Annotated in this window: 20 protein-coding genes and 2 pseudogenes; 6 read left to right on the top strand and 16 right to left on the bottom strand. The window is 71.4% G+C overall.

The window, feature by feature from the left end:
* Positions 1 to 24: 24 nt before the first annotated feature.
* Positions 25 to 1086 carry an ABC transporter substrate-binding protein gene (locus tag ABZ848_RS27420; protein ID WP_360836082.1) on the bottom strand — a complete coding sequence of 354 codons (1062 nt, stop codon included), beginning with the start codon at positions 1084 to 1086 and terminating at the stop codon, positions 25 to 27.
* 279 nt (positions 1087 to 1365) lie between these two features.
* Here ABZ848_RS27420 and ABZ848_RS27415 point away from each other — a divergent pair.
* Positions 1366 to 1959, top strand: a pseudogene (locus ABZ848_RS27415) (nucleotidyltransferase family protein); the annotation flags it as partial.
* On the opposite strand, the gene ABZ848_RS27410 reads toward ABZ848_RS27415, so the two are convergent.
* The gene (locus tag ABZ848_RS27410; protein WP_360836080.1) at positions 1859 to 2713 is read right to left on the bottom strand and encodes a DUF2071 domain-containing protein; all 855 of its coding nucleotides are present in this window, start codon (positions 2711 to 2713) and stop codon (positions 1859 to 1861) included. The pseudogene ABZ848_RS27415 and the gene ABZ848_RS27410 sit on opposite strands and share 101 nt — an antisense overlap.
* A gap of 37 nt (positions 2714 to 2750) precedes the next feature.
* A complete protein-coding gene (locus ABZ848_RS27405; RefSeq protein ID WP_360836078.1) occupies positions 2751 to 3803 on the bottom strand; it encodes a Glu/Leu/Phe/Val dehydrogenase dimerization domain-containing protein in 1053 nt (350 codons plus the stop codon).
* A gap of 78 nt (positions 3804 to 3881) precedes the next feature.
* Here ABZ848_RS27405 and ABZ848_RS27400 point away from each other — a divergent pair, with 78 nt between their 5' ends.
* Entirely contained in the window at positions 3882 to 4355 is a 474-nt protein-coding gene (locus ABZ848_RS27400) for an Lrp/AsnC family transcriptional regulator (protein WP_360836076.1), read from the top strand.
* Here ABZ848_RS27400 and urtE read toward each other — a convergent pair.
* From urtE to urtA, 5 genes and pseudogenes are all read right to left on the bottom strand, one after another.
* Positions 4345 to 5037 (bottom strand): urea ABC transporter ATP-binding subunit UrtE, encoded by a 693-nt coding sequence (gene urtE, locus ABZ848_RS27395; protein WP_360836075.1) that lies wholly within the window; start codon positions 5035 to 5037, stop codon positions 4345 to 4347. The two genes, ABZ848_RS27400 and urtE, sit on opposite strands and share 11 nt — an antisense overlap.
* A 5-nt stretch (positions 5038 to 5042) precedes the next feature.
* Positions 5043 to 5817 (bottom strand): annotated as a pseudogene (urtD, locus tag ABZ848_RS27390) (urea ABC transporter ATP-binding protein UrtD).
* Positions 5814 to 6911, bottom strand: coding sequence for an urea ABC transporter permease subunit UrtC (urtC, locus tag ABZ848_RS27385; RefSeq protein ID WP_360836074.1), 1098 nt, complete (start codon positions 6909 to 6911; stop codon positions 5814 to 5816). The pseudogene urtD and the gene urtC overlap by 4 nt, the downstream one beginning before the upstream one ends.
* The gene (gene urtB, locus ABZ848_RS27380; RefSeq protein ID WP_242764039.1) at positions 6908 to 7792 is read right to left on the bottom strand and encodes an urea ABC transporter permease subunit UrtB; all 885 of its coding nucleotides are present in this window, start codon (positions 7790 to 7792) and stop codon (positions 6908 to 6910) included. Before urtB ends, urtC begins: the two co-directional genes overlap by 4 nt.
* Before the next feature lie 51 nt (positions 7793 to 7843).
* Positions 7844 to 9097: an urea ABC transporter substrate-binding protein gene (gene urtA, locus ABZ848_RS27375; protein ID WP_360836072.1), complete on the bottom strand. Its 1254-nt coding sequence runs from the start codon at positions 9095 to 9097 to the stop codon at positions 7844 to 7846.
* Positions 9098 to 9348: 251 nt separating this feature from the next.
* Between urtA and ABZ848_RS27370 the strand changes: the two genes are divergently transcribed.
* Positions 9349 to 9819 (top strand): MarR family transcriptional regulator, encoded by a 471-nt coding sequence (locus ABZ848_RS27370; protein ID WP_360836070.1) that lies wholly within the window; start codon positions 9349 to 9351, stop codon positions 9817 to 9819.
* Here ABZ848_RS27370 and ABZ848_RS27365 read toward each other — a convergent pair.
* Both ABZ848_RS27365 and ABZ848_RS27360 read right to left on the bottom strand, forming a co-directional pair.
* A complete protein-coding gene (locus tag ABZ848_RS27365) occupies positions 9776 to 10894 on the bottom strand; it encodes a substrate-binding domain-containing protein (RefSeq protein ID WP_360836069.1) in 1119 nt (372 codons plus the stop codon). The two genes, ABZ848_RS27370 and ABZ848_RS27365, sit on opposite strands and share 44 nt — an antisense overlap.
* 28 nt (positions 10895 to 10922) lie before the next feature.
* On the bottom strand, positions 10923 to 11054 hold the full coding sequence (locus ABZ848_RS27360; RefSeq protein ID WP_360836068.1) for a hypothetical protein: 132 nt from the start codon (positions 11052 to 11054) through the stop codon (positions 10923 to 10925).
* Between the two features lie 181 nt (positions 11055 to 11235).
* On the opposite strand from ABZ848_RS27360, the gene ABZ848_RS27355 reads away from it, so the two are divergent.
* Positions 11236 to 13962, top strand: coding sequence for a SpoIIE family protein phosphatase (locus ABZ848_RS27355; protein ID WP_360836066.1), 2727 nt, complete (start codon positions 11236 to 11238; stop codon positions 13960 to 13962).
* Here the strand turns inward: ABZ848_RS27355 and ABZ848_RS27350 are convergent.
* Positions 13904 to 15124 carry a cytochrome P450 gene (locus ABZ848_RS27350; RefSeq protein WP_360836065.1) on the bottom strand — a complete coding sequence of 407 codons (1221 nt, stop codon included), beginning with the start codon at positions 15122 to 15124 and terminating at the stop codon, positions 13904 to 13906. The two genes, ABZ848_RS27355 and ABZ848_RS27350, sit on opposite strands and share 59 nt — an antisense overlap.
* 84 nt (positions 15125 to 15208) lie before the next feature.
* Positions 15209 to 16222: a DUF2278 family protein gene (locus ABZ848_RS27345; RefSeq protein WP_360836244.1), complete on the bottom strand. Its 1014-nt coding sequence runs from the start codon at positions 16220 to 16222 to the stop codon at positions 15209 to 15211.
* 203 nt (positions 16223 to 16425) lie between these two features.
* Here ABZ848_RS27345 and ABZ848_RS27340 point away from each other — a divergent pair, with 203 nt between their 5' ends.
* On the top strand, positions 16426 to 16866 hold the full coding sequence (locus ABZ848_RS27340; protein ID WP_360836063.1) for an SRPBCC family protein: 441 nt from the start codon (positions 16426 to 16428) through the stop codon (positions 16864 to 16866).
* A gap of 58 nt (positions 16867 to 16924) precedes the next feature.
* Here the strand turns inward: ABZ848_RS27340 and ABZ848_RS27335 are convergent, their stop codons facing one another.
* Entirely contained in the window at positions 16925 to 17512 is a 588-nt protein-coding gene (locus tag ABZ848_RS27335; protein WP_360836062.1) for a TetR/AcrR family transcriptional regulator, read from the bottom strand.
* Positions 17513 to 17602: 90 nt separating this feature from the next.
* Here ABZ848_RS27335 and ABZ848_RS27330 point away from each other — a divergent pair, with 90 nt between their 5' ends.
* The gene (locus tag ABZ848_RS27330) at positions 17603 to 18673 is read left to right on the top strand and encodes a saccharopine dehydrogenase NADP-binding domain-containing protein (protein ID WP_360836060.1); all 1071 of its coding nucleotides are present in this window, start codon (positions 17603 to 17605) and stop codon (positions 18671 to 18673) included.
* A 52-nt stretch (positions 18674 to 18725) separates the two neighbouring features.
* On the opposite strand, the gene ABZ848_RS27325 is transcribed toward ABZ848_RS27330, so the two are convergent.
* The 3 genes from ABZ848_RS27325 to ABZ848_RS27315 all read right to left on the bottom strand — a co-directional run bounded on the left by ABZ848_RS27325 (position 18726) and on the right by ABZ848_RS27315 (position 23956).
* Positions 18726 to 19889 carry an XdhC/CoxI family protein gene (locus ABZ848_RS27325; protein ID WP_360836059.1) on the bottom strand — a complete coding sequence of 388 codons (1164 nt, stop codon included), beginning with the start codon at positions 19887 to 19889 and terminating at the stop codon, positions 18726 to 18728.
* 49 nt (positions 19890 to 19938) lie between these two features.
* Positions 19939 to 21396, bottom strand: a complete 1458-nt coding sequence (locus ABZ848_RS27320; protein ID WP_360836057.1) for an NCS2 family permease — start codon at positions 21394 to 21396, stop codon at positions 19939 to 19941.
* Positions 21397 to 21568: 172 nt separating this feature from the next.
* A complete protein-coding gene (locus tag ABZ848_RS27315; RefSeq protein ID WP_360836243.1) occupies positions 21569 to 23956 on the bottom strand; it encodes a molybdopterin cofactor-binding domain-containing protein in 2388 nt (795 codons plus the stop codon).
* Positions 23957 to 23987: the final 31 nt, after the last annotated feature.

Below are 23987 nucleotides of genomic sequence, written 5' to 3'. Positions count from 1 at the left end.
TCACCTTCGGCCTCACGTTCGGCTTCACTTTCCGATGAGCTTGTCGATCTCGGACTGCGAGATGTCATTGATCGGGTACGAGTCGTCCGGCTGGTCGGTCTTGACGTACTGGGAGAGGTTCTCGTCGGTGATCTCGGGCAGCGGGACGGTGATGTCCTGGGGGACGGAGACGCCCTCCTTCTTGGCGACGGCGGCCTCCACGGCGATCACGGCGAGGTAGTTGGGCTGGGCCGTGGCGTAAGAGGAGAATCCATTCTTCTCCTGCGCCTGCCACATCTTCAGGAAGCCGTTGTAGTTCTCGCCGGTGATCGGGACGAGCTTCTTGTCCTGCTTGACCAGCGTCTGCAGCGCGGCGGCCGAGAGCGCGCCGCCCTGGGAGAAGACGCCCTGGATGGCGGGGTGCGCGGAGTACGCGGAGGCGAAGGCCTGGGCGGCCGGGGCGAGGTTGTACTCGCTGTGCACACTGCTCACGATCTTGATGCCCGGGTACTTCTTGAAGACCGCCTCGGCACCGGACCAGCGGTCCTCGCTGACGGCGACGCCCGCGGGGCCGTTCATGGCGATGATGTCGCCCTTGCCGCCGAGCTTCTTCGCCAGCCAGGTGGCCATCATCGAGCCCCAGGCCTTCTGGTCCGTGCCGACTCTGATCACCTTGTCGGTGCTGGGCAGGGAGTCGAAGGCGACGACCGTGATGCCGGCGGACACGGCCTGTTCCAGGGCCGGGTTCAGGGCGGTCGAGGAGCCGGCGTCGACGAGGATCACGTCGTACTTCTGCTGGATCATGGCGCGGATCTGCGCGATCTGCTGCGAGGTGTCGCCGTTGGCGTTGAAGGTCTTGAACTCGGAGACCGTGCCGGCCGACTTCAGCTTGCTGACATCGCTGTTCAGCATCTTCAGCGTCTGCTGCATCCACGACGGGGTCAGGTAGATGGTCGACCAGCCGACCTTGAGGTTCTTGGCCGTGGCGGCGGAGGCGCTGCTGCCGGCCGAGGCCTTGCTGTTCTGGACGTCGCAGGCCGGCAGTGCGGCCAGGGCGCACAGGGAGGCCGCCACTGCCACTGCGCCGCGTACAGAGCGTGCGTTCATCAAAAGCTCCTCGGTTCCCTCAGAAGGGGTCCGGGCAGGGGAGGGCCCGGGGGGGACGGGGGTGCGGTGGGGGAAGGGCGCGCGCACGCCGGAACATCCGCGTTCCGGCAGGTGGGAGCGGTGCGCCCGGTGAGGACCGGTCTGTTGAGAGGGGAACTTATGACTGCGCCCGGGCGGGGCACCACATCTGCACTACAGAATTTCGCATTGCACAACACGGCCGATCACGACGGTTGCCGGGCCATGGCGGGCGGGGAGGACGAGTGGTAGGCAGGGAGGATGATCGGCCAACTCCCTCTCGACCAGCAACTCGACTCCTTCCGCGCGGTGTTGAGCCGTAACGACGTGCTGATGGAGGTACTGACCCGAACCGCCACGCTGGACCTGCCCGGTTGGTATGTGACGGCGGGATGTCTGTTCCAGACGGTGTGGAACGTGGTCACGGACAGGCCGCCGGCCCGCGGCATCAAGGACTACGACGTCTTCTACTTCGACGCCGGCGACCTCTCCTGGGAGGCGGAGGACGCGGTGATCAGAGCCGGGCGAGACGTCTTCGCGGGGCTGCCGGCCGAGGTGGAGGTCCGCAACGAAGCGCGGGTTCACCTCTGGTACGAGGAGAAGTTCGGCGTGCCGTGTCCGCCGTACGAATCGACCGAGGCGGCGATCGACAGTTTCGCCGCGACGACCTGCTGTCTGGGCGTACGTCTGGAGCGCGACGGCGGCTGGCGGGTGTACGCCCCGCACGGGCTGTCGGACGTGTTCAATCTCGTCGTCAGGCCCAATCCCGTGCTCGCCCCTCGGTCGGTGTACGAGGCGAAGGTGGCTCGATGGCTGCGGGAGTGGCCCGAGTTGACCGTGCTGGAGTGGCCGTCGAGCGGCTGCGCGCAGGGCGGCCGAAGCGGGCCCTGACTCCTGGGGAGTACAGGACGCTGACCGGGGCGCCGGTGGGGGTGGGGAGGCCGGCTGCTGTTACCAAGTTCTCGTCGCATTGGAGGAGTTCGGCCCGGTGCAGGGACCAGCGCGGGTGGGCGTTGGGCAGGTACAGGCGGCGGCCGAAGAACGTGCCGTGCATGCCCCAGCGGGCAGTGAGGAAGTGCTCCAACTCCGTCGGCCGCGCGACGCGTTCACCGACCTTCACGGCGATACGGCTGTGCGCGCCCCGTGGGCCCGGCCAGCGCCGCGAGCTCCTGTACGTGACCGTGTCGCCGTCGGTGCGCACGCTCATGCGGGACCAGAGATACGGCATCCCGAAGCCGAGCCGGCCCACGGCCACCGGGATCAGCCGCGAGGCGTCCAGCGAGCGGAAGACCACACCACGCCGTCCCTGCTCGTCCACGGAGTACAGGCGGACGTTCGTCTCCGGGAAGGTGCCGAGGTACGGCACGCCCGGCAGCCGCAACCACCCGACACGGTGCATCCGGAAGGCGACCAGGCCGACGTAGGTGACGCCGTCCAGGGTGTCCGGCACCGTGCCGGGCGGCAGCAGCCCGGCCACGTCGGCCGGGTCCGCGGCCCAGTGCAGGAAGGCGAGGTCGAGCCAGGACTGGGTGAGCAGGGGGCGCGGGATGGCCGTGGGCGCGTCGGCGGTTATCGGCTCGGGGGACGACGATGTGCTGTTCGGCGACATGGGCTGGACAGTAGCCAGTGGCGGTGGAGCCTCCGCGTCAGCGCCCCACCCCCGCGAGCCGCGCAAGTCTCGCCGTCGCCAGACTCTTCGCCTCGGCCAGCGGAGTCGTACCGCCCTCGCGGGATCGGTCGAGGAGCAGGCCCACCGTGTCGCCGATGCCCAGGACCCGCCGTACCGCCTCCTCTCGGGTGAGCCCGTCGACCTCGCGGCCCAGGGTGTACACGACCCCGCCCGCGCTCGCGACGAAGTCCGGGACCCACACGATGTCCCGCGCAGCCAGCAGTTCGGCCACCGAGTCGTCCGTGAGCTGGTTGTTGGCCGGGCCGACGACCAGGCGTACGTCGAGTTCCGCGGCCGTCTCCGGGCTCAGCACTCCCCCGACTGCGGCCGGCACGAGGACGTCCGCCGGGGTGCCGGGGATCCGGGCGGGGGCGAGCCAGGTGAAGCCCGATCGCTCGACCGCGGCCCGCTTCGACTCGTCCACGTCGGACACCAGCACCCGCGCGCCGTCCCCCGCCAGCCCCGCGGCGACGCGGCTGCCGACGGAGCCGTAGCCGCTGACGATCACGGTACGGCCGCTGAGGGAGGCCGTGCCGAAGACGTGGTCGGCGCCGGCGCGGAGGGCTGCGAGGACGCCGGTGGCCGTCGGGGTGCCCGAGTCGCCCGTGCCGCCGTGCTCCTCGGGCAGGCAGAAGACGTACGGGGCCGAGCGGCGCAGCACCGCCATGTCGTCCGGGGTCGTGCCGATGTCGGGTCCGGCGTAGTAGGTGCCCTCGTGGGCGGCGATGAGTTCGCCCAGGTCGGCCAGGGCCGCCGCACGCAACTCCGGTGTGAGCTCGGCGTGTTGGTCGAGGGCCACCACCGTCTTGCCGCCGCCGAAGTCCAGCCCGGACGCGGCGCACTTGTAGGTCATCGCCTCGGACAGCCGCAACGCGTCCGCGAGGCCCTCGCGCCAACTCCCGTACCGGCGAAGGCGGATGCCGCCGACCGCCGGGCCCAGGGCGCGGGAGTGGATCGCGATGATCAGGGGCAGCCCGGAGCGGGAGCCACGGTGGACGGTCACCTCTTCGTGTTCGAGTGTTTGCGTCATGGCCGGGAGGTTAGGCGGATGTTCAGGAGTGGAACCGGGGTCCCGAACGAAATTCGGGACCGAGCGCGAGAGGTGATCGTGGACGAACTTGATACGGCGATCCTGCGCCATCTGCAGGAGGATGCACGGCAATCGAACCGGGCCATCGCGGAGAAGGTCGGCATCGCGCCCTCCACCTGCCTGGAGCGCATCCGGCTGCTGCGCCGGCGCGGGGTGATCCGCGGCTACCGCGCCGAGATCGCGCTGCCCGCGCTGAACCGGGGCGTGCAGGCCATGGTGGCCGCCACGGTCCGGCCGCCGAGCAGGCAGGTGGTGGCGGACTTCGAGCAGTCGGTCTCCCGGCTGCCCGAGGTCCTGTCCGTGTACACGATGGCGGGCACCGACGACTTCCTGGTCCATGTCGCGGTCCAGGACATCGAGCATCTGCACGCCTTCCTGCTCGACCGGTTCACCAACCGGCGCGAGATCTTCAGCTTCCGCTCGATGATCATCTATCAGCACCTGACCAATCCGGTGCTGGAGCCGCTGCCGCCGGCCGGCGTCACACGCTGAGCGCCGCCCGGACCGTCTGCTCGGAACCGGTCCCGCCCTCGCCGGAGGAGGTGACCCGGCCGGCCTCCAGGACGTAGTAGCGGTCGGCCGCGCGCATCGCGAAGCCGACATGCTGCTCGACGAGGAGGACCGACAGGCCGCCGCGCCGGGCCAGCGCGAGGACGGTCTCCTCGATCTCGGCGACCACCGACGGCTGGATGCCCTCGGTCGGTTCGTCGAGCAGCAGCAGCCGCGGCCGGGTCACCAGGGCGCGGGCGATGGCGAGTTGCTGCCGCTGGCCGCCGCTGAGCAACCCGGCCCGGCGGCCGGAGAGTTCGCGCAGGACGGGGAAGAGATCGAGCGCCTCGGCGATCGCCTCCTTGCCGTCCGCTCGTCCGTCGGCGACGAGTTGGAGGTTCTCGGCGGTGGTCAGGTGCGGGAAGGACTGCTGGCCCTGCGGTACGTAGGCCATGCCGCGGGCGACCCGCTGGTGCGGGGCGAGCCGGGTGATGTCCTCGCCGTCCAGCAGGATCGTGCCGCCCTTGGGCTTGATCAGGCCCATGGCGGTGCGCAGCAGGGTGCTCTTCCCGGCGCCGTTGTGGCCGAGGACGGCGGCGACGCCGTCCTTCGGCACGGACACGGTGACGCCGTGCAGGACGGGCGTACGGTCGTATCCCGCCCGCAGCTCGGTCAGTTCCAGCATCGGGCTCACGCCTCCTCGGGGACGGGGACGGCTGCGGGTTCGGGCTCGGCGGCCCGGCCGAGGTAGACCTCCTGCACCTTGGCGTCGGCCTGCACCTCGGCGACGGTGCCCTCGCTGAGGACCTTGCCGGCGTGCAGGACGCTGACGCTGCGGGCGTAGGAGCGCATGAAGTCCATGTCGTGCTCGATGACGACGACCGTGCGGTCCTCGGCGACGCGTTGCAGCAGTTCGCCGGTGGCCTCGCGCTCCTCGTGGCTCATGCCGGCCACCGGCTCGTCGAGCAGCAGCAGTCGTACGTCCTGCACGAGCAGCATGCCGATCTCCAGCCACTGCTTCTGCCCGTGCGCGAGGACCCCGGCAGGCCGGTCGCGCAGCTCGGTCAGGCCGGTGGTCTCCAGGGCCCTGGTCACCGGCTCCGGCACGGACTTGCGGCGCCGCAGCATGGTGAGCGGTCCGCGTCCGGCACCGGCCGCGATGTCCAGGTTCTGAAGGACCGTCAACTCCTCGAAGACCGTGGCCGTTTGGAAGGTGCGCCCGATCCCGAGCCGGGGCGATCCGGTGCACCGGCCTGCCGAGCAGTTCCTGCCCGCCGAACCGCACCGACCCGCTCGCCCTGACGAGACCGGTGACGGCGTCGACCAGCGTGGTCTTCCCGGCGCCGTTCGGCCCGATCAGGAACCGCAGGTCGCCGGGGCTGATGTCGAGGTCCACGCCGTCGACCGCGGTGAACCCGTCGAAGGTGACCTTCAGATCGCGGATGGTGAGCCCCTCGCCGCTCATGCCGCCTCCCCCGCCATCACAACCACCGCTTCCTCCTTGGGAGTCGCCGGGTCACGACGCCTGCGCAGGACCGTCCACAGCGATGCCAGCCCGCCCGGCAGGAAGCCGACCGCCAGCACGAACAGCAGGCCCTGGAGGTACGTCCACGCGGCCGGGAACTCGTCGGACAGCGTGCTCTGCGCCCAGGCCACGGCGATCGCCCCGAGCACCGCGCCGACCAGCGAGGCCCGCCCGCCGACCGCGGCGCCGATCACGAAGCCGATGGACGGCACGATCCCGATCAGCGCCGGGGAGATGATCCCCACGGCCGGCACGAACAGCGCGCCCGCCAGTCCGGCCATGCCCGCGGCGACTACGTACGCGACGAGCTTCACGTTCGCCGGGTCGTACCCGAGGAAGCGCACGCGCTCCTCCGAGTCCCGTACGGCGACCAGGAGTTCGCCGTAGCGGCTGACGAACAGCTGGCGGGCCAGGGCCATCAGCAGGAGCAGTACGGCGGCGATGACGAAGTACACCATCCGCTGGTTGACGGGGTCGTCCAGCGAGTAGCCGAAGAAGCCCTGGATGTCGGTGAGTCCGTTCGTGCCGCCGGTGGTGGCCTGCTGGCCGATCAGCCAGATGGAGAGGGCGGCCGCGAGGGCCTGGCTGAGGATCGCGAAGTAGGCGCCCTTCACCCGGCGGCGGAAGACGAAGAAGCCGAGCAGCGCGGCGACCGCCATCGGCAGCAGCACGGTCATGGCGAGCGCGAAGGCCGGGTTGGCGAACGGCTTCCACCACCAGGGCAGGGCGTCCGAAGTGCCGTACAGCTGCATGAAGTCGGGGAGTTTCTCGCCGGTGTCGGCCGCGTCGGCGAGCTTGAGGTGCATGGCCATCGCGTAGCCGCCGAGGCCGAAGAAGACGCCCTGGCCGAGGACCATGAGGCCGCCGCGGCCCCAGGCGAGGCTGACGCCGACCGCGACGATGGCGTAGCAGAGGTACTTGGCGAGGAGGGAGAGGCGGAAGTCGGAGAGCGCGACGGGGGCGAGGCCGAGGAGCAGGACCGCGCCGAGGAGGAAGGCCGCGGGGACTCGGAAGCGTTGGGTGATCGTCGTCATGCCAGGCTCCGGGTGCGCAGGGTGTACAGGCCCTGGGGCCGCCACTGGAGGAAGGCCACGATCGCCACGAGCACGCCGACCTTCGCGACGCTGACCGTCGTGGAGTACTCCAGGACCGACTGCAGGACGCCGAGCGCGAACGCCGTGATGACGGCGCCCCTGAGCTGTCCGATGCCGCCGACGACCACGACCAGGAAGGCGTCGACGATGTAGTTGGTGCCCATCGTCGGGCCGATCGGGCCGACCAGGGTGAGCGCGACACCGGCCACGCCCGCGAGGCCCGAGCCGATGAAGAAGGTGACCCGGTCGACGCGGCCGGTCGCGATGCCGGAGACCTCGGCGAGGTCGCGGTTCTGCACGACGGCCCGGATCCGGCGGCCGAGCGGGGTGAACCGCAGGACGAGGGTGAGCCCGAGGACGCAGAGCAGGGCCAACCCCAGGATGAACAGACGGTTGTTGGCGAAGGTGACACCGCCGGCCGAGATGTTGCCCGTCAGCAGATCGGGCGCGGCGGTCTGCACGTTCGGCGCGCCGAAGACGTCCCGGGCCAGCTGCTGGAGCATCAGCGAGACGCCCCAGGTGACCAGCAGCGTGTCCAGCGGGCGGGTGTACAGGCGGCGGATGAGCAGCCATTCGAGCAGCGCACCCATGGCGCCCGCGACCAGGAAGGCCAGCGGCAGGGCGACGAGCAGGGAGAGGCCGGCGCTGCTGATGGACTTCTGCAGGACGTACGTCGTGTAGGCACCGGCCATGATGAACTCACCGTGCGCCATGTTGATCACGCCCATCTGCCCGAAGGTGAGGGTCAGGCCGAGGGCGATGAGCAGCAGGACGGCACCGATGCTGATGCCGGTGAAGGACTGGTTGAGGACGACCGTCATGAAGCGGCTCCGAGAAGCTCCGGGTGGAGGGGACGGTGGGGTGACGGGGGGTCAGGACAGGCCGGAGGCCCAGGAGTAGCCCTTCAGGTACGGGTCCGGCTTGATCGGCTTGCCCGAGTTCCAGACCTCCTCGATGAGGCCGTCGGAGCCGACCTTGCCGATCCGGGCGGTCTTGTAGACGTGCTGGGAGGCGCCGTCGACGGTGACCGTGCCCTCGGGGGCGTCGAAGGTGATGCCGTCGCTCGCCGCCTTCACCTTGGCGACGTCGAAGGAGCCGGCCTTCTCGACCATCTCCTTCCAGAGGTAGAGGGAGATGTAGGCGGCCTCCATCGGGTCGGAGGTCGGCTTGTCCTTGCCGTAGGCGGCCTGGTAGGCGGCGACGAACTTCTTGTTGGCCGCGCCCGGGGTGGTCTCGTAGTAGTTCCAGGCGGTCAACTGGCCTTCCAGGTACTGCGTTCCGATGCTCTTGACCTCCTCCTCCGCGATGGAGACGGAGAGCACCGGCAGGCTCTTGGCCGTGAGGCCCGCGGACTTGTACTCCTTGAAGAAGGCCACGTTGCTGTCGCCGTTGAGGGTGTTGAACACGGCGTCGGCGCCCGCGCCCTTCACCTTGTTGACGATCGTGCTGAACTCCGTGGAGCCGAGCGGCGCGTAGTCCTCGCCGACCACCTTCATGCCCTTGGCCTCCGCGTACGCCTTGATGATCTTGTTGGCGGTGCGCGGGAAGACGTAGTCGCTGCCGACCAGGTAGAGGCGGGTCAGGCCCTGCTTCTTGAGGTAGTCGAGGGCGGGCACGATCTGCTGGTTGGTGGTGGCGCCGATGTAGAAGATGTACGGCGACTCCTCCAGGCCCTCGTACTGCACCGGGTAGAACAGCAGCGACTTGTAGCGCTCGAAGACCGGCTTGACGGCCTTGCGGCTGGCGGAGGTCCAGCAGCCGAAGGTGGCGACGACCTTGTCGTCCTTGATCAGGCCCTCGGCCTTCTCGGCGAAGGTCGGCCAGTCGGAGGCGCCGTCCTGGCTGATGGGCTTGAGCTTCTTGCCCAGCACGCCGCCGGACGCGTTGATCTCCTTCACGGCGAGCAACAGCGAGTTGTGGACGGTGACTTCGCTGATCGCCATGGTCCCCGAGAGCGAGTTCAGCAGACCCACCTTCACGGTGCTGCCGGAGGTGTCCGCCTTGGCGCCGGCGTCGGACGAGCTGTCGGTGCCGGTCTTGGCGCCGCACGCGGTGAGCGCCGCGGACGCGCCGAAGGCGGAGGCACCGTACAGAAGACCGCGTCGGCTGATACTGAGCCCGGACATGCGAATACCTCCTTGCCCGAAGGCAGAATGAAAAGGGATCGTGAATTCGGAAGGGCAAATCCGGCCGCACAGGCGGCCGTTGAGCTGCGGAAGCGCGGACCACAGACTGCGCCGGGCCTGTTTCCCCCGCGTTTCACGGCCATTGATGAACCGTTGCGATACTTTCTCCAGGAAGCATTTATTACGGCTCGGCGTGATCGCGGGTACGCTGTCGAACACCCCACCGTGGACCCGTTGTTGCGAGGAGTGCGATGGCGAACCGGCTCCAGGAACTGCTCCTGCTGCTCACCCGGGCCGAGCGCCTGTCCGCCCGCCGGGTGGAGCAGGTGCTGGCGGAGTTCGGCTGCTCGGTGGAGGAGTGGCGGGTGCTGGCGCTGCTCTCGGACGGCCAGGGGCACAACATGACGGCGATCGCCGACTGCGCCTTCCTGCCGCCGCCGAGTCTGACCAAGCTGATGGACCGCCTGGTCGACCAGAACTGGGTCTACCGGCGCACCGATCCGGTCGACCGTCGCCGCGTGCTCGCCCAACTCACGCCGCGCGGCCAGGAGTTCTGGCAGCGGATCGACCGCCGGGTGCGCGCGGAGCTGGCGCCGCTGCTCGGCCCGGAGGACGGCGAGCAGCTGCGGATGCTGCTGGAGCGGCTCGCCGAGACGCTGGACGGCGGCGCGGGCACGCTCACAACAGGTCGTACGGGGAACGGAGTTGGGCGAGGACGGTGAAGTCGAGGCCGTCGGCCTGGGCGAGGTAGATCCGCTGGCGGGCGTGCCGGCCGTCGAGGCCGATCAGTCCGCGCGGGCCTTCGTAGGAGACGTTCGCGGCGGCCGCGTCGATCGCGGACACGTCGAGTGTGCGGGCCCGTTCGATGAGCGCGGCGAGCAGCAGCACACCCTCGTAGCAGGACTCGCCGAGGCTGCCGGGTACGGGCGCGTCGGGGCCGTACCGGTCGGCGTAACTGCCGTGGAAGTCCATGCTGTTGCGGTCGGCGAGCGAGGTGAAGAAGCCGGCCGTGCTGAACAGGTCGGCGGTGGCCTCGGGGCCGCTGGCCAGCAGCATGTTCTCGTCCATGAGGGTGCTGAGCCTGAGGCAGCGCTGGTCGAGGCCCGCGGCGGCGAAGGCGCGGTTGAAGCGGACGGCGTCGCTGCCGACCAGCAGCATGAGCACGGCGTCGGCGTCCGCGCGCTCGATGCGGCGCATCACCTCGCCGAACTCCTCGGTGCCCAGCGGGAGATAGGCCTCGCCGCAGACCCGGCCCCGGCACTCGCGGACGTAACGGCGGGCCGCGCGGGCGGTGCGCCTGGGCCACACGTAGTCGTTGCCGACGACGAACCAGCGCCGCACGCCCCGGGCCTCGGCCAGCAGCCGCATGGCGGGCAGGAGCTGCCAGGCCGGGGTCTCGCTGGTCAGGTAGACGCCCTCGGTGTTCTCGCCGCCCTCGTACAGGGCCGTGTAGACGTACGGCACCCGGTGCGCGATCCGCGGTGCGAGCGCCTGCCGTACGGACGAGATGTGCCAGCCGGTGACGCCCTGCACCACTCCCGTCTCCACCAGCGCCGCGACCTGCCCGGCGACTTCGGCGGGCGCCGCGCCGCCGTCGACCTCGACCAGCCGGAGCTCGCGCCCGAGCACCCCGCCCGCCTTGTTGACCTCCTCGGCGGCGAGCCGGGCGCAGGACTCGCAGGTGGGGCCGAAGATTCCGGCGGGCCCCCGCATCGGGTACACGAGCGCGACGTTCAGCGCCGAGTCGTCGGCCGTGAACCACTCGGGGGCGGGCAGGCGGGGCGGCGGCCGGTGCATGGGCACATGATGGCAGGGGGCGGCGCGGTCAGAGGATGCGTGGCCGGGCGGCCAGGACGGCGATGCCGTCGTGGGTCGGTCCAGTGGTGACGTGGGCCAGGATCTCGTCGAGGGTGCCGCCGGGGAGGCCGGGGCGGGTGACGGGTGTCGAGCACGGCAAGACAGGCCGCGCCGCCCTCCACGATCTGCCGCAGCAGCCGGTGCTCACGCGCCAGGGCCGGGCCCGCGCCCGGGGCTGGAAATCCATGATCCGGCCTGGTCGCGCGCCCCGCACGTCGCCGGGGCGGGGGCGGAAGCCCCGTTTGCGGTGCCTGCCCCGCTGAACGGTGTGAAAATGAGACATGGCCGGATTCCGCGGCCGCCTGCGCTCCGCGCTGAGCGCACGCACGCTGGCCCGACAGGTCTTCGTGCTCCAGGCGGCGATCGTGGTGCTCCTGGTCGTCGCCGCGGTGGTCGCCGTGCTGCTGCAGGTGGGTGCCGACAGCGAGCGTGAAGCCCGCGACCGGTCCCTCGCGGTCGCCCAGACCTTCGCGAACGCGCCGGGCATCTCCGAGGCCCTGGCGCGCCCCGATCCCTCCACGGAGCTGCAGGCCCGCGCGGAGGCGGTCCGCAAGGCGTCCGGCGTGGACTTCGTGGTCGTGATGACCAAGGACGGTGTCCACTACACCCACCCGAACCCGGCACAGATCGGCAAGCACTACGTCGGCACCATCGACGCGGCCGCGGCGGGCGGGGTCGTACGGGAGACCTTCCAGGGCACGCTGGGCCCGTCGGTGCGGGCCGTGGTCCCGGTGACCGGGTCGGACGGCCAGATCGTCGGGCTCGTCGCGGCCGGGGTGACCCTCGCGAGCGTGCGCGGCGCGATCGAGCACCAGCTGCCCGTGCTCGCCTTCTCGGCACTCGCCGCCCTGGCCGTCGCCACCGCCGGAACGGCCCTGGTCAGCAGGCGGCTGCGGAACCAGACACGCGGACTGGAGCCCGCCGAGATGACACGGATGTACGACCATCACGACGCCGTCCTGCACGCCGTGCGGGAGGGCGTGCTGATCCTCGACGGCGAGGGCCGCCTCGCGCTGGCCAACGACGAGGCACGCCGGCTGCTGGGCCTGGGCCCGGACGCGGAGGGGCGGCCCGTCCTCGACCTGGGCATCACCCCGGACCTGGCGCGGCTGTTCGCCTCGGGGCGCAACGCCACCGACGAGGTGCACCTGGCGCGCGGCCGGCTGCTCGCCGTCAGCCAGCGGGCGACCGACGTGGACGGCGGCCCGTCCGGCAGCGTCGCCACCCTGCGGGACACCACCGAGCTGGAGGCCCTCACCGGCCGGGCGGACATGGCGCAGGAGCGGCTGAAGCTGCTGTACGACGCCGGTCTGGAGATCGGCACCCGGCTCGACGTGCGGCTGACCTGCCAGGAGCTGGCCGACTTCGCCGTGCCGCGGTTCGCCGACTTCGTCACCGTGGACCTGGCGGATCCGGTGCTGCGGGGCGAGGAGCCGCGGGAGGACGCCACGGACATGCGGCGGGTGGCGTTCCGGGGGGTGCGGGAGGGCAGCCCGTTCTACCCGGCCGGCCGGCTGATCCACTTCGTGCCGGCCACCCCGCAGGCCTCCGGCTACACGGCCGGCGAGAGCGTGCTGGAGGCGGACATGGGCGCCTACTCCGGCTGGCAGACACAGGACCCCGAACGGGCGCGCAAACTCGTCCAGTTCGGGATCCACTCGATGATCGCGGTGCCGCTGCCGGCCCGCGGGGTCGTCATGGGCGTGGCCACCTTCTGGCGCGCCGACGAGCCCACGCCCTTCCAGCGCGAGGACGTCTCCCTCGCCGAGGAACTGGTCGCGCGCGCAGCCGTCAGCATCGACAACGCCCGCCGCTACACCCGCGAGCACACCATGGCCACCACGCTGCAGCGCAGCCTGCTGCCGCGAGCGCTGCCCGAGCAGAGCGCCCTGGACGTGGCCTACCGGTATCTGCCCGCGCAGGCGGCGCAGGGCGGGGTCGGCGGCGACTGGTTCGACGTGATCCCGCTGCCCGGTGCACGGGTGGCGCTGGTGGTCGGGGACGTCGTCGCGCACGGGCTGCACGCGGCGGCGACCATGGGCCGGCTGCGCACCGCCGTGCACAACTTCTCCTCCCTGGACCTGCCGCCCGACGAACTCCTGTGGCGGCTCGACGAGTTGGTCGCCCGCATCGACCAGGACGAGAGCGACGACGAGACGGCCGCGCCGGTCACCGGAGCCACCTGCCTGTACGCCGTCTACGACCCCGGCACCGGCCGGTGCACCCTCTCCCGCGCCGGCCACCTCGAACCCGCCCTGGTCCACCCCGACGGCAGTGTGCAGTTCCCGGCGATTCCCGGCGGGCCCCCACTGGGCCTGGGCGGCAGCCTGCCCTTCGAGGCGACCGAGCTGCGGCTGGCCGAGGGCAGCGGACTGGTGCTGTACACCGACGGGCTGGTCGAGGAAGACGGCCGGGACATCGACGAGGGTCTCGAACTGCTGCGCGGCGCGCTCGCGCACAGGGGCCGCAGCCCGGAGGCGACCTGCCGGGCGGTGCTCGCGGCCCTGGTGCCCGAGCGGCCCCGCGACGACATCGCGCTGGTCGTGGCCCGCACGCTCCGGCTCGGTGCGGACCGCAGCGCCACCTGGGACGTGCCGACCGATGCGGCCGAGGTCGGCCGGGTGCGCGCGGCGGCCGTCCGCACGCTGGCCGCATGGGGGCTCACGGACGAGGCCTTCACCACCGAGCTGATCCTCAGCGAGCTGGTCACCAACGCCATCCGGCACGCGAACGGCCCGGTCCGGGTCCGGCTGATCCGCGACCGCGCCCTGATCTGCGAGGTCTCCGACGGCAGCAGCACCGCCCCGCATCTGCGCCGCGCGGCCGGCACGGACGAGGGCGGCCGGGGCCTGTTCCTGGTCGCCCAGTTCGCCGAACGCTGGGGCACCCGCTACACGACCGACGGCAAGGTCATCTGGACGGAGCAGCCGCTGGGCCGGGGAGCGGAGGTCACCAGGTCAGATTCAAGGTCTCCGGGGAGCGGTGGATCAGCGTCGGGCGCATGGTGACCGGGTGGTCGTCCGCGAGCCGCAGGCCCGGGAGTCGGCGGGTCAACTCCTCCAGGGTGAGGCGGAGTTGTTCGCGGGCCAGCTGGGAGCCGGGGCAGCCGTGCGCACCGAGGCCGAAGGCGAGGTGGCGTTCGGGGGTGCGGGTGATGTCGAACTCGTCGGGGCGCGGGTGCCGTGAGCCGTCGCGGTTGGCGCCGCCGAAGGCGAGGAACAGGCTTGCGCCGGGCGGGAGTTCGGTGCCGGCCAGGGTGACCGGGCCCGTGGTGACCCGGCGGAAACCCTGCAGGGCGCTGTCGTAGCGGGCGGCCTCCTCGACGGCCGCCGGGATCCGCTCCGGCTCGGCGCACAGCAGCTCCCACTGGCGGGGGTGCCGGAGCAGGTGCAGCACGGTCGTACCGATCAGCGCGGTGGTGGTCAGGTGCCCGGCGAGCAGCAGGTTCTGGAGGTGCGCGACGAGTTCGTGCCGGTGCTCCAGGGTCAGTTCACCGTCTTCCTCTCCGACCACCGACCTGACCAGCTCGGTGCACAGGTCGTCGCGCGGATCGGCGTACCGCTCGCGCACGTACCGCTCCAGGATGACCTGCATCGCGACCGCGTCCTCGGCCGCGGCGACCTGCTCCTCCTCCGGCAGCGGCCGGAACAGCAGCTCCTCGGCGCGGTTGCCGCCGTGCACGACGGCGGGTACGTCGGCCGGGTCGAGGCCGACGATGCGGCCGATGACCTCGCCGGGGAGCTTCCCGGCGTACGCCGACATCAACTCGACCCGGCCGTCCTTGACGAAGCCGTCGACCAGGGCGGCGACCCGCTCGGCGGCGTACGGCAGCACGGCCGCGACGCGCGCCGGCGACAGTCCGCGGACGATCGGCGCCCGTAACCGCTGGTGCTGGGAGCCGTCGGCGGTGACGACGACCGGCCGCCCGCCGAACCCGCCGCCGAGGACGGCGAGGGCGGCGGGCGCGGGCATGACGTCGGGGATCAGGGCGTTCGCCGAGGAGAACTCCTGCGGCCGGCGCAGGACTTCGCGTACGTCGGCGTCCCGGGCGACCAGCCAGGCGTCGAGCTCCTCGACGAACGTGAGCCCCTCGGCCTGCCGGGCGCGCTCGTAGTGCGGATACGGATCGCGCTGCAACTCGTCGCGCCTGCCCAGCAGTTGACGGTCCACGGGACACCCTCCGCCGACGGTGGTGCGGTCGCGCTCATGGTGCCGTACGGGTGTGCGGGTGCGGTAGGTGTCCCGCCGACTCCGTCAGAACACCACCGACCATCCCTCCCGGGCAGCCTGCTCCGCGGTGTACGAGACGCCGTGCACCTTCAGGCCCGACTTGTCGAGGAGGGTGATCTCGCCGCCGCGGTTGCCGAGTTGGGCGCCGCCCGCGAGTGGCACGGTCAGGCAGGCACCCGGGGCGAGCGGGCCCGCCGGGGTCACGGCGGAGGACTGGCCGATGCGGTCCACGATCCGCCAGCCGGTGAGGTCGACGGCGGTCGGCGAGGCGTTGATCAGGGTGACCGTCTCCGCCTCGGGCGCCGGGCCGGGCGCGTTCACGAGCGCCGCGACGATCCGGACCGGCTGGGTGCCCGGTTCGGGCTTGCCGGGCTCGACGTTGCCGAGGGCGTGCCCGGTGGCGTCGTCGGTGTGCCAGGACTGGCTCTGGAAGGCGAGGAAGATGCCGACCCAGCGGCCGTCGGCGGGGAAGTGCAGCAGGATCCCGCCGTCCTGCCACACTCCGTCGTCGCCGTGGAACTTCGGGCTGTTGCCCTGGTTCATGTGGATGTCGTGCACGCCGTTGCCGGGCAGGAAGCCGAACACCTTGTCCTTGACGGTGGGTTCGGGCCCGAACCGCTCGCCGAAGACGTACAGCCGCGCCTCCTGGTCCGCGACCGCACGCCGTACGTAGTGGTCGAGGACGTCGGCCAGGTCGTTGTCCGGCCCGGAGCGGTCCGGCGGCAGGGTGCGCAGCTTCGCCGGGTCGAAGAGGTTGCCGCGGACGAAGTCGAGGTTGGGTCCGCCGGGCCCGGGCGGCAGCGTGTTCCAGCCGCTCGGCAGGCCTTCGAGGCGGGCCGTCAGGGGGTGCCCGAAGTCCTCGTCGACCAGGTAGAGCAGCTCGGAGGGCCGCTCCTGGGAGAGGACGTTGACGGCGGCCCGGTAGTGGGTGCCTGAGTCGTCCGTGAGGTGGATCTGGTAGTGCGGTGTGTCCTTGGCGCCCTCGCGCCGGGTGTCGACCGCGCGCGTGATGAGCACGCCGTAGGCCTTGAGCGGCATGACGTCCAACTTCCCCCGGGGGCAGGCGGATTGCCCACCCATGGCAGGAATCGTAACGGGATGGCACTTATGTCACCCCGGCCTTGCGCCATTCCACCCGCACCGTCCTGTCTACGCCTTCCGCCGATGACAGCGCTGGGCCAAGTGCGTGACACGTCGGTGAACAGCCCGCTGAACAGCCGGAATTCCCTACGATTCGTTACGTGGTCAACTTCCTCCTCGAACGCACGGTGCCGCTCCCCCTCCCCGAGGCCTGGCGCCGCCTCACGGAGTGGCCCCGGCACGGCGAGGTGGTCCCGCTCACCCGCGTCACGGTCGCCACTCCCCCGCCGGCCGGCGTGGGCACGCTCGTCGTGACCCGCTCGGGGCTCGGCCCGCTCTCCTTCGAGGACCCGATGGAGGTCACGGTGTGGCGGCCGCCGACGGAGGACGAGCCCGGGCTGTGCCGGCTGGAGAAGCGCGGGCGGGTGGTGACGGGCTGGGCCGAGATCGAGGTGCGGCCCGGCCCCGGCGGCCGCAGCCGGGTGGTCTGGCGCGAGGAGCTGGCGGTGCGGTGGCTGCCGAGGCTCTTCGACCCGCTGCTGCGGAGCGCGGCGGTGTACGTGTTCGGCAGAGCGGCGAACCGACTGCTCCGCATGCCCTGAGCACACAGGGCAGTTCAGGCCCCCGGCACCGGGGAGCCCACCCCTCGACCCCGGGGTCTCAAGCCCCCAGCAATCGCCCCGCCTCCCTCACCACCACCGGCAGCACCGCCTCCGGGTCCTCCGCTCGGGCCAGCAGCATGCCGGCCTCGCACAGGGCGCCGAAGACCAGCTGGCAGCGGGCGGTGAGGGCGGTGTCCGGGGTGCCGCCCTCGGCGCGTACCGCGTCCTCCATCGCGGCGCGCAGGACGCGCAGCGCATGGCCGTACTCGATCTCGCGGACCTCCTCCCAGCCGAGGACGGACGGCCCGTCCAGCAGGACGATCCGCCGGAAGGCGGGGTCGAGGCAGTGCTCCAGGAAGGTGCGGGCGCCGGCCAGCAGCGCGGCGCGCGGGTCGGGTGCGGCGGCGCCGGCCTCCGTCAGGGCATCGGCGAGGCGTTCCTGGTGACGTACGAAGACCGCCCTGAACAGGGCCGTCTTGCCGGCCGGGAAGTGGTGGTACGCGGCGCCCTTGGTGACTCCGGCCGCCGCCGCGACCGCGTCCAGGGACGCGCTCGCGTAGCCGTTCCGCCCGAACAACTCCCCCGCCGCCTCCACCAGTTGGGCGGTGGTGGCGCCGGAGCGCTCGGCCTGGGTGCGCCGGACCATGTGGCTCTTCAACTCCCTTGACAGGCATACCGGGGGTACGTAACTTAGCCGATCCGGTTACATACCCTCGGTATGGAAGTGAGCCGAGCCATGACGGCACAGGCATCGCACCACGAGTCCCGGAACACACCTCTCTTCGCGGTCTACGGCGCAGGCGGACACACCGGGCGCCTGGTCGCGACCGAACTCCTCTCCCGCGGCGAGGAGTTGATCCTCGCGGGCCGCAACGAGCAGGCGCTGCGCGCCCTCGCGGACGAGCTGGTCGGCGAGCGCCTCCGCGTCCACCCCGCGCCGGTCGACGACCGCCCCGCGCTGCGCGCGCTCGCCGAGAGCGCGGACGTGATCATCCACTGCGCGGGCCCGTTCACGCACACCGCCGAGCCGGTGGCCACCGCCGCGGCCGAGACCGGCACGGCCTACGTCGACCACGCGATCGAGCCCCACCCGGTCAAACACCTCCTCGACGACCTCCAGGCCACCGCGGAGCGCACCGGCGCCGTCCTGATCCCCCAGATGAGCTTCTACGGCGGCCTCGGCGACCTTCTCGCGGCCGTCGCCGCCTCCGGCCTGCCCGACGTGGACAAGGTCACCGTCGGCTACGCGGTCACCGGCTGGCGGATGACCCAGGGCGCGGTGAACACCGCGAACCTGCTGATCGGGGAGATCGACCGGATCGGCTTCCGCGACGGCGCCCAGGTCGTCGGGCCGGTGGAGATCCGCAACGCGGTGTTCCCCTTCCCGCCCCCGGTGGGCCCGCGCACGACGATCGTCCCGTTCCCCTCGGGCGAGGTCGTCACCATCCCCCGGCACGTCCCCGCCCGCACGGTCGAGGTCCAGCTCACCGCCTCGACCTTCGAGGAGGAGCAGATCTTCACGAGCGTCGACGCGAGCCCCGAGGAGCGGGCCCGCACCGAGTTCACGGTCGCGGTCCAGGTGACGGCGGCCGGCGGGGGCGGGCGCAACGCGCACGTGCGCGGGCGGGACATCTGGAGGGCGGGCGCGGTGGCCTCGGTGGAGGCGGCGGTACGGCTGGCGCGCGGCGAAGGACCGGGAAAGTCGGGGGTGTTGAGCGCGGCCGAGGCGTTCCCGGCCCGGCCCTTCCTCGAACGGCTCGCGGAACTGGGCACGTTCGCGGCCACGTTACCGCCGGAGGCGCCCTGACAGCACGGCCGACGGCCGGTGAAGGAGCCCGGGCCGCCGCGCCGAGGCGGCGTCAGGCCACCGATCCGATCCGCCGGGCCGGCAGTGACGTCGGGTCGTGGTGGATCGGGGTGTGTGCGCCGGTGAGCGAGACGCCGCTGCCGCCGCGCCGGCCCGCGACGATCTCCGAGGCGATCGACAGGGCCGTCTCCTCGGGCGTACGGGCGCCGAGGTCGAGGCCGATCGGGGAGCGCAGGCGGGCCAACTCCAGTTCGGTGACGCCGACTTCGCGCAGGCGTTCGTTGCGCTCCAGGTGGGTGCGGCGGGAGCCCATCGCGCCGACGTACGCGACCGGCAGGCGCAGCGCCAGCTGAAGCAGGGGCACGTCGAACTTGGCGTCGTGGGTGAGGACGCACAGGACGGTCCGGCCGTCGACCTGCGTGCGCTCCAGGTACTGGTGGGGCCACTCGACGACGATCTCGTCGGCCTCCGGGAAGCGGGTCCGCGTGGCGAACACCGGGCGGGCGTCGCACACCGTCACGTGGTAGCCGAGGAACTTGCCGATCCGGACCAGCGCCGAGGCGAAGTCGATCGCGCCGAAGACGATCATCCGGGGCGGCGGGACGGAGGACTCGACCAGAACAGTGAGCGGTGCTCCGCAACGAGAGCCCTGCTCTCCGATCTCCAGGGTGCCGGTGCGGCCCGCGTCCAGGAAGGCGGACGCCTCGGCGGCGACCGTGCGGTCCAGCTCCGGATGCGCGCCGAAGCCGCCCTCGTACGAGCCGTCGTACGAACCCTCGGGGCTCACCAGCAGGGCGCGGCCGAGGAGTTCGGCCGGTCCCGAGACGATCCGCGCCACCGCCGCCGCCTCCCCACGCGCGGCGGCGGACAGCGCGGACGCGAGCACCGGGCGGGCCGGGTCCGCGGCCCGTACCGGGGTGACGAGGATGTCGATGATGCCGCCGCAGGTCAGACCGACGGCGAAGGCGTCCTCGTCGCTGTAGCCGAAGCGCTCCAGGACGGTTTCGCCGTCCGCGAGGGCCTGCCGGCACAGCTCGTACACGGCGCCCTCCACGCAGCCGCCGGAGACCGAGCCGATCGCGGTGCCGTCGGCGTCCACCGCGAGGGCGGCGCCCGGCTGGCGCGGGGCGCTGCCGCCGACGGCCACCACGGTGGCGACGGCGAAGTCGCGTCCCTGCTCGACCCACCGGTTCAGCTCCTCGGCGATGTCCAGCATCTCTCGGTCTCCTTAACAGCGGTTGCGGGGAGGGTACTTGAGCGTGCGCCTAGTGCACGCCCAGCCAGCTCTCAATGGGGTTGAGGGCGAAATAGACCAGGAAGATCACTGTCAGGCCCCACATGAAGGCGCCGATCTCCCGGGCCTTGCCCTGGGCGGTCTTGATGGCGGTGCAGGAGATGACGCCCGCGGCGACACCGGCGGTGATGCTGTAGGTGAAGGGCATCAGGACCACGGTCAGGAAGACCGGGACCGCGGTGGCGCGGTCGGCCCAGTCCACGTGCCGGGCGTTCATCAGCATCATCGAGCCGATGACCACCAGGGCGGCGGAGGCGACCTCCTGCGGGACGATCGCGGTGAGCGGGGTGAAGAAGAGGCAGGCCGCGAAGAACAGGCCGGTGACCACCGAGGCGAGTCCGGTACGGGCGCCCTCGCCGACGCCGGTCGCGGACTCGATGAAGACGGTCTGGCCGGAGCCGCCGGCCACACCGCCGATCGCGCCGCCCGCGCCGTCGATGAACAGGGCCTTGGACAGGCCCGGCATCCGTCCCTTGTCGTCGGCCAGCTTGGCTTCGGTGCCGACGCCGATGATGGTGGCCATCGCGTCGAAGAACCCGGCGAGCACCAGGGTGAAGACGATCATGCCGACCGTCATCGCGCCGACCTTGCCCCAGCCGCCGAACTCGACGTCGCCCATGAGCGAGAAGTCGGGCATGGAGACCGCGCTGCCGTGCAGCTCGGGGGCGCCGCTCGCCCACTGCCTGGGGTCGATGGCACCGGCGGCGTTCAGGATCGCGGCGACGACCGTGCCGCTGACGATGCCGATGAGGATGGCGCCGGGGAAGTTGCGGGCCTGCAGCATGAAGATCAGCAGCAGGGTGCCGGCGAACAACAGGACCGGCCAGCCGGCGAGTTCGCCCGCCGGACCGAGGGTGACCGGGGTGGCCTTGCCCTGGTGCACGAAGCCGGACTTGTAGAAGCCGATGAGGGCGATGAACAGGCCGATGCCCATGGTGATGCCGTGCTTGAGGGCGAGCGGGATCGCGTTCATGATCATCTCACGCAGGCCGGTGACGACCAGCAGCATGATGACCACGCCGTACATCACGCACATGCCCATGGCCTGCGGCCAGGTCATCTGCGGGGCGACCTGCGAGGAAAGCACGCCGGAGACGGAGAGGCCGGCGGCGAGCGCGAGGGGCACCTTGCCGAAGAAGCCCATGAGCAGCGTGGTGAAGGCCGCGGCGAACGCGGTCGCGGTGATGAGGGCCTTCTGTCCGAGCGTGTCCCCGGCCGCGTCCTTGCCGGACAGGATCAGGGGGTTGAGCAGGAGGATGTACGCCATCGCCATGAAGGTGGTGACGCCGCCGCGCACCTCGCGCGCGACCGTGGATCCTCGCCGGGATATGTGGAAGTACCGGTCGAGCCACGAACGTCCGGCGGGGATACGGCTGCCCGTACCCGCTTCCTCCGAGACGGTCTGCGGCTCCAGTGACTGCTGGGTCATGTGGGCCTACTCCCAAGGTTCAAAGGGGCACCCGCGAACTGCGTCGAGCGGTGCGGGATTTGGGAAGGTGCTTCGGCCGCACGACCCGGGGGACGGCCCGAGACGAACGAACTGGCTGCTCCGGACGGCACGTCGAAGTGTGACGTTCCCCGTGCCGCCCGGAGGGACTTGGTTACGCCTTGCCCGTGAGGTGCTCCGGGCGGACCGGCGTCCTGTTCAGCTCAAGACCCGTCGCTTCGCGGATCGCCGCGAGGACGGCGGGAGTTGAGGACAGGGTGGGTGCCTCGCCGATGCCGCGCAGCCCGTACGGGGCGTGCTCGTCGGCGAGTTCGAGGACGTCGACCGGGATGATCGGCGTGTCGAGGATGGTCGGGAGCAGGTAGTCCGTGAAGGACGGGTTCCTGACCTTGGCGGTCTTGGGGTCGACGATGATCTCCTCCATCACCGCGATGCCCATCCCCTGGAGGGTGCCGCCCTGGATCTGGCCTAGGACGGAGAGCGGGTTGAGCGCCTTGCCGACGTCCTGGGCGCAGGCCAGCTCGATCACCTTGACCAGGCCTAGCTCGGTGTCGACCTCGACGACGGCGCGGTGCGCGGCGAAGGAGTACTGGACATGGCCGTTGCCCTGCCCGGTGCGCAGGTCGAAGGCCTCGGTCGGGCGGTGCCTCCACTCCCGCTCCAGCTCGACGACCTCGCCCTCCAGCACGTCCGCCAGGTCGGCGAGGACCTCGCCGCCGTCGGTGACGACCTTGCCGCCCTCCAGGAGCAGCTCGGCGGTGGCCCAGGCGGGGTGGTACGTGCCGAACTTGCGCCGGCCGATCTCCAGCACCTGCTCGCGGACGAGCTCGCAGGCGTTCTTCACGGCGCCACCGGTGACGTACGTCTGACGCGAGGCGGACGTCGAACCGGCGCTGCCCACCTGGGTGTCGGCGGGGTGGATGGTGACCTGCGAGACGCCCAGCTCGGTGCGGGCGATCTGCGCGTGGACGGTGACACCGCCCTGGCCGACCTCCGCCATCGCGGTGTGCACGGTCGCGACGGCCTCGCCGCCGACGACCTCCATGCGCACCTTGGCGGTCGAGTAGTCGTCGAAGCCCTCGGAGAAGCCGACGTTCTTGATGCCGACCGCGTAGCCGATGCCGCGTACGACGCCTTCGCCGTGGGTGGTGTTGGACAGACCGCCGGGCAGCTGCCGTACGTCCGCGCCCTCGCTGGACTCCCACTGGCGCTCCGGCGGGAGCGGCATCGACTTGACGCGGCGCAGGAGTTCGGCGACCGGGGCCGGCGAGTCGACCGGCTGCCCGGTGGGCATGATCGTGCCCTGCTCCATGGCGTTCAGCTGCCGGAACTCCACCGGGTCCATGCCCAGCTTCTTGGCCAGCTTGTCCATCTGCGCCTCGTAGGCGAAGCACGCCTGGACCGCGCCGAAGCCGCGCATCGCGCCGCAGGGCGGGTTGTTGGTGTAGAGGGCGATGGCCTCGATGTCCACGTCGTCGATGACGTACGGGCCGACGGACAGGGAGGAGGCGTTGCCGACGACGGCCGGGGAGGCGGAGGCGTACGCGCCGCCGTCCAGGACGATCCGGCACTTCATGTGCGTGAGCTTGCCGTCCTTCGTGGCCCCGTGCTCGTAGTAGAGCTTGGCGGGGTGGCGGTGGACGTGCCCGAAGAAGGACTCGAAGCGGTTGTAGACGATCTTGACGGGCTTGCCCGTGCGCATCGCGAGCAGGCAGGCGTGGATCTGCATCGACAGGTCCTCGCGGCCGCCGAACGCGCCGCCGACGCCGGCCAGCGTCATCCGCACCTTCTCCTCGGGCAGGCCGAGGACGGGCGCGATCTGGCGCAGGTCGGAGTGGAGCCACTGGGTGGCGATGTAGAGGTGGACGCCGCCGTCCTCCTCGGGCACCGCGAGGCCGGACTCGGGGCCGAGGAAGGCCTGGTCCTGCATGCCGAAGGTGTACTCGCCCTCGACGATCACGTCGGCCCGCTTGCGGGCCTCCGTCACGTCGCCGCGGATGATCGGCTGGCGGTGCACGATGTTCGGGTGCGGGACGTGCCCGATGTGGTGGTCGTCGCGGCCCTCGTGGACCAGGATCGCGTCCGGCGCGGTCGCGGAGGCCTCGTCGGTGATGACGGGCAGCTCGCGGTACTCGACCTTGATCTTGGCGGCGGCGCGGCGGGCGGTCTCCGGGTGGTCGGCGGCGACGATCGCGACGGGCTCGCCGTGGTGGCGTACCTTGCCGTGCGCGAGGACCGGGGTGTCCTGGATCTCCAGGCCGTAGTTCTTCATCGCGGCCGGCAGGTCGTCGTACGTCATGACGGCGTAGACGCCCGGGGTCTTCAGCGCCTCGCCGGTGTCGATCGAGACGATCTCGGCGTGCGCGACGGTGGAGCGGAGGATCTGGCCCCAGAGCATGTCCTCGTGCCACATGTCGGACGAGTACGCGAACTCGCCGGTGACCTTGAGGGTGCCGTCCGGGCGGAGCGTGGACTCGCCGATGCCGCCCTTGGTCTGGGAACCCTGGGTGACCTTGGTGGGAGTGCCGATGGGAGCGCCGATGGGGGCACCGCCCGCTTGAGCGAAGTCGAAA

Origin of the sequence: Streptomyces sp. NPDC047081, assembly GCF_040643775.1 — a bacterium.
GTDB lineage: Bacteria > Actinomycetota > Actinomycetes > Streptomycetales > Streptomycetaceae > Streptomyces.
The sequence above is the reverse complement of the archived record's forward strand: the minus strand, read 5'-3'. Positions and strand labels throughout refer to the sequence as shown.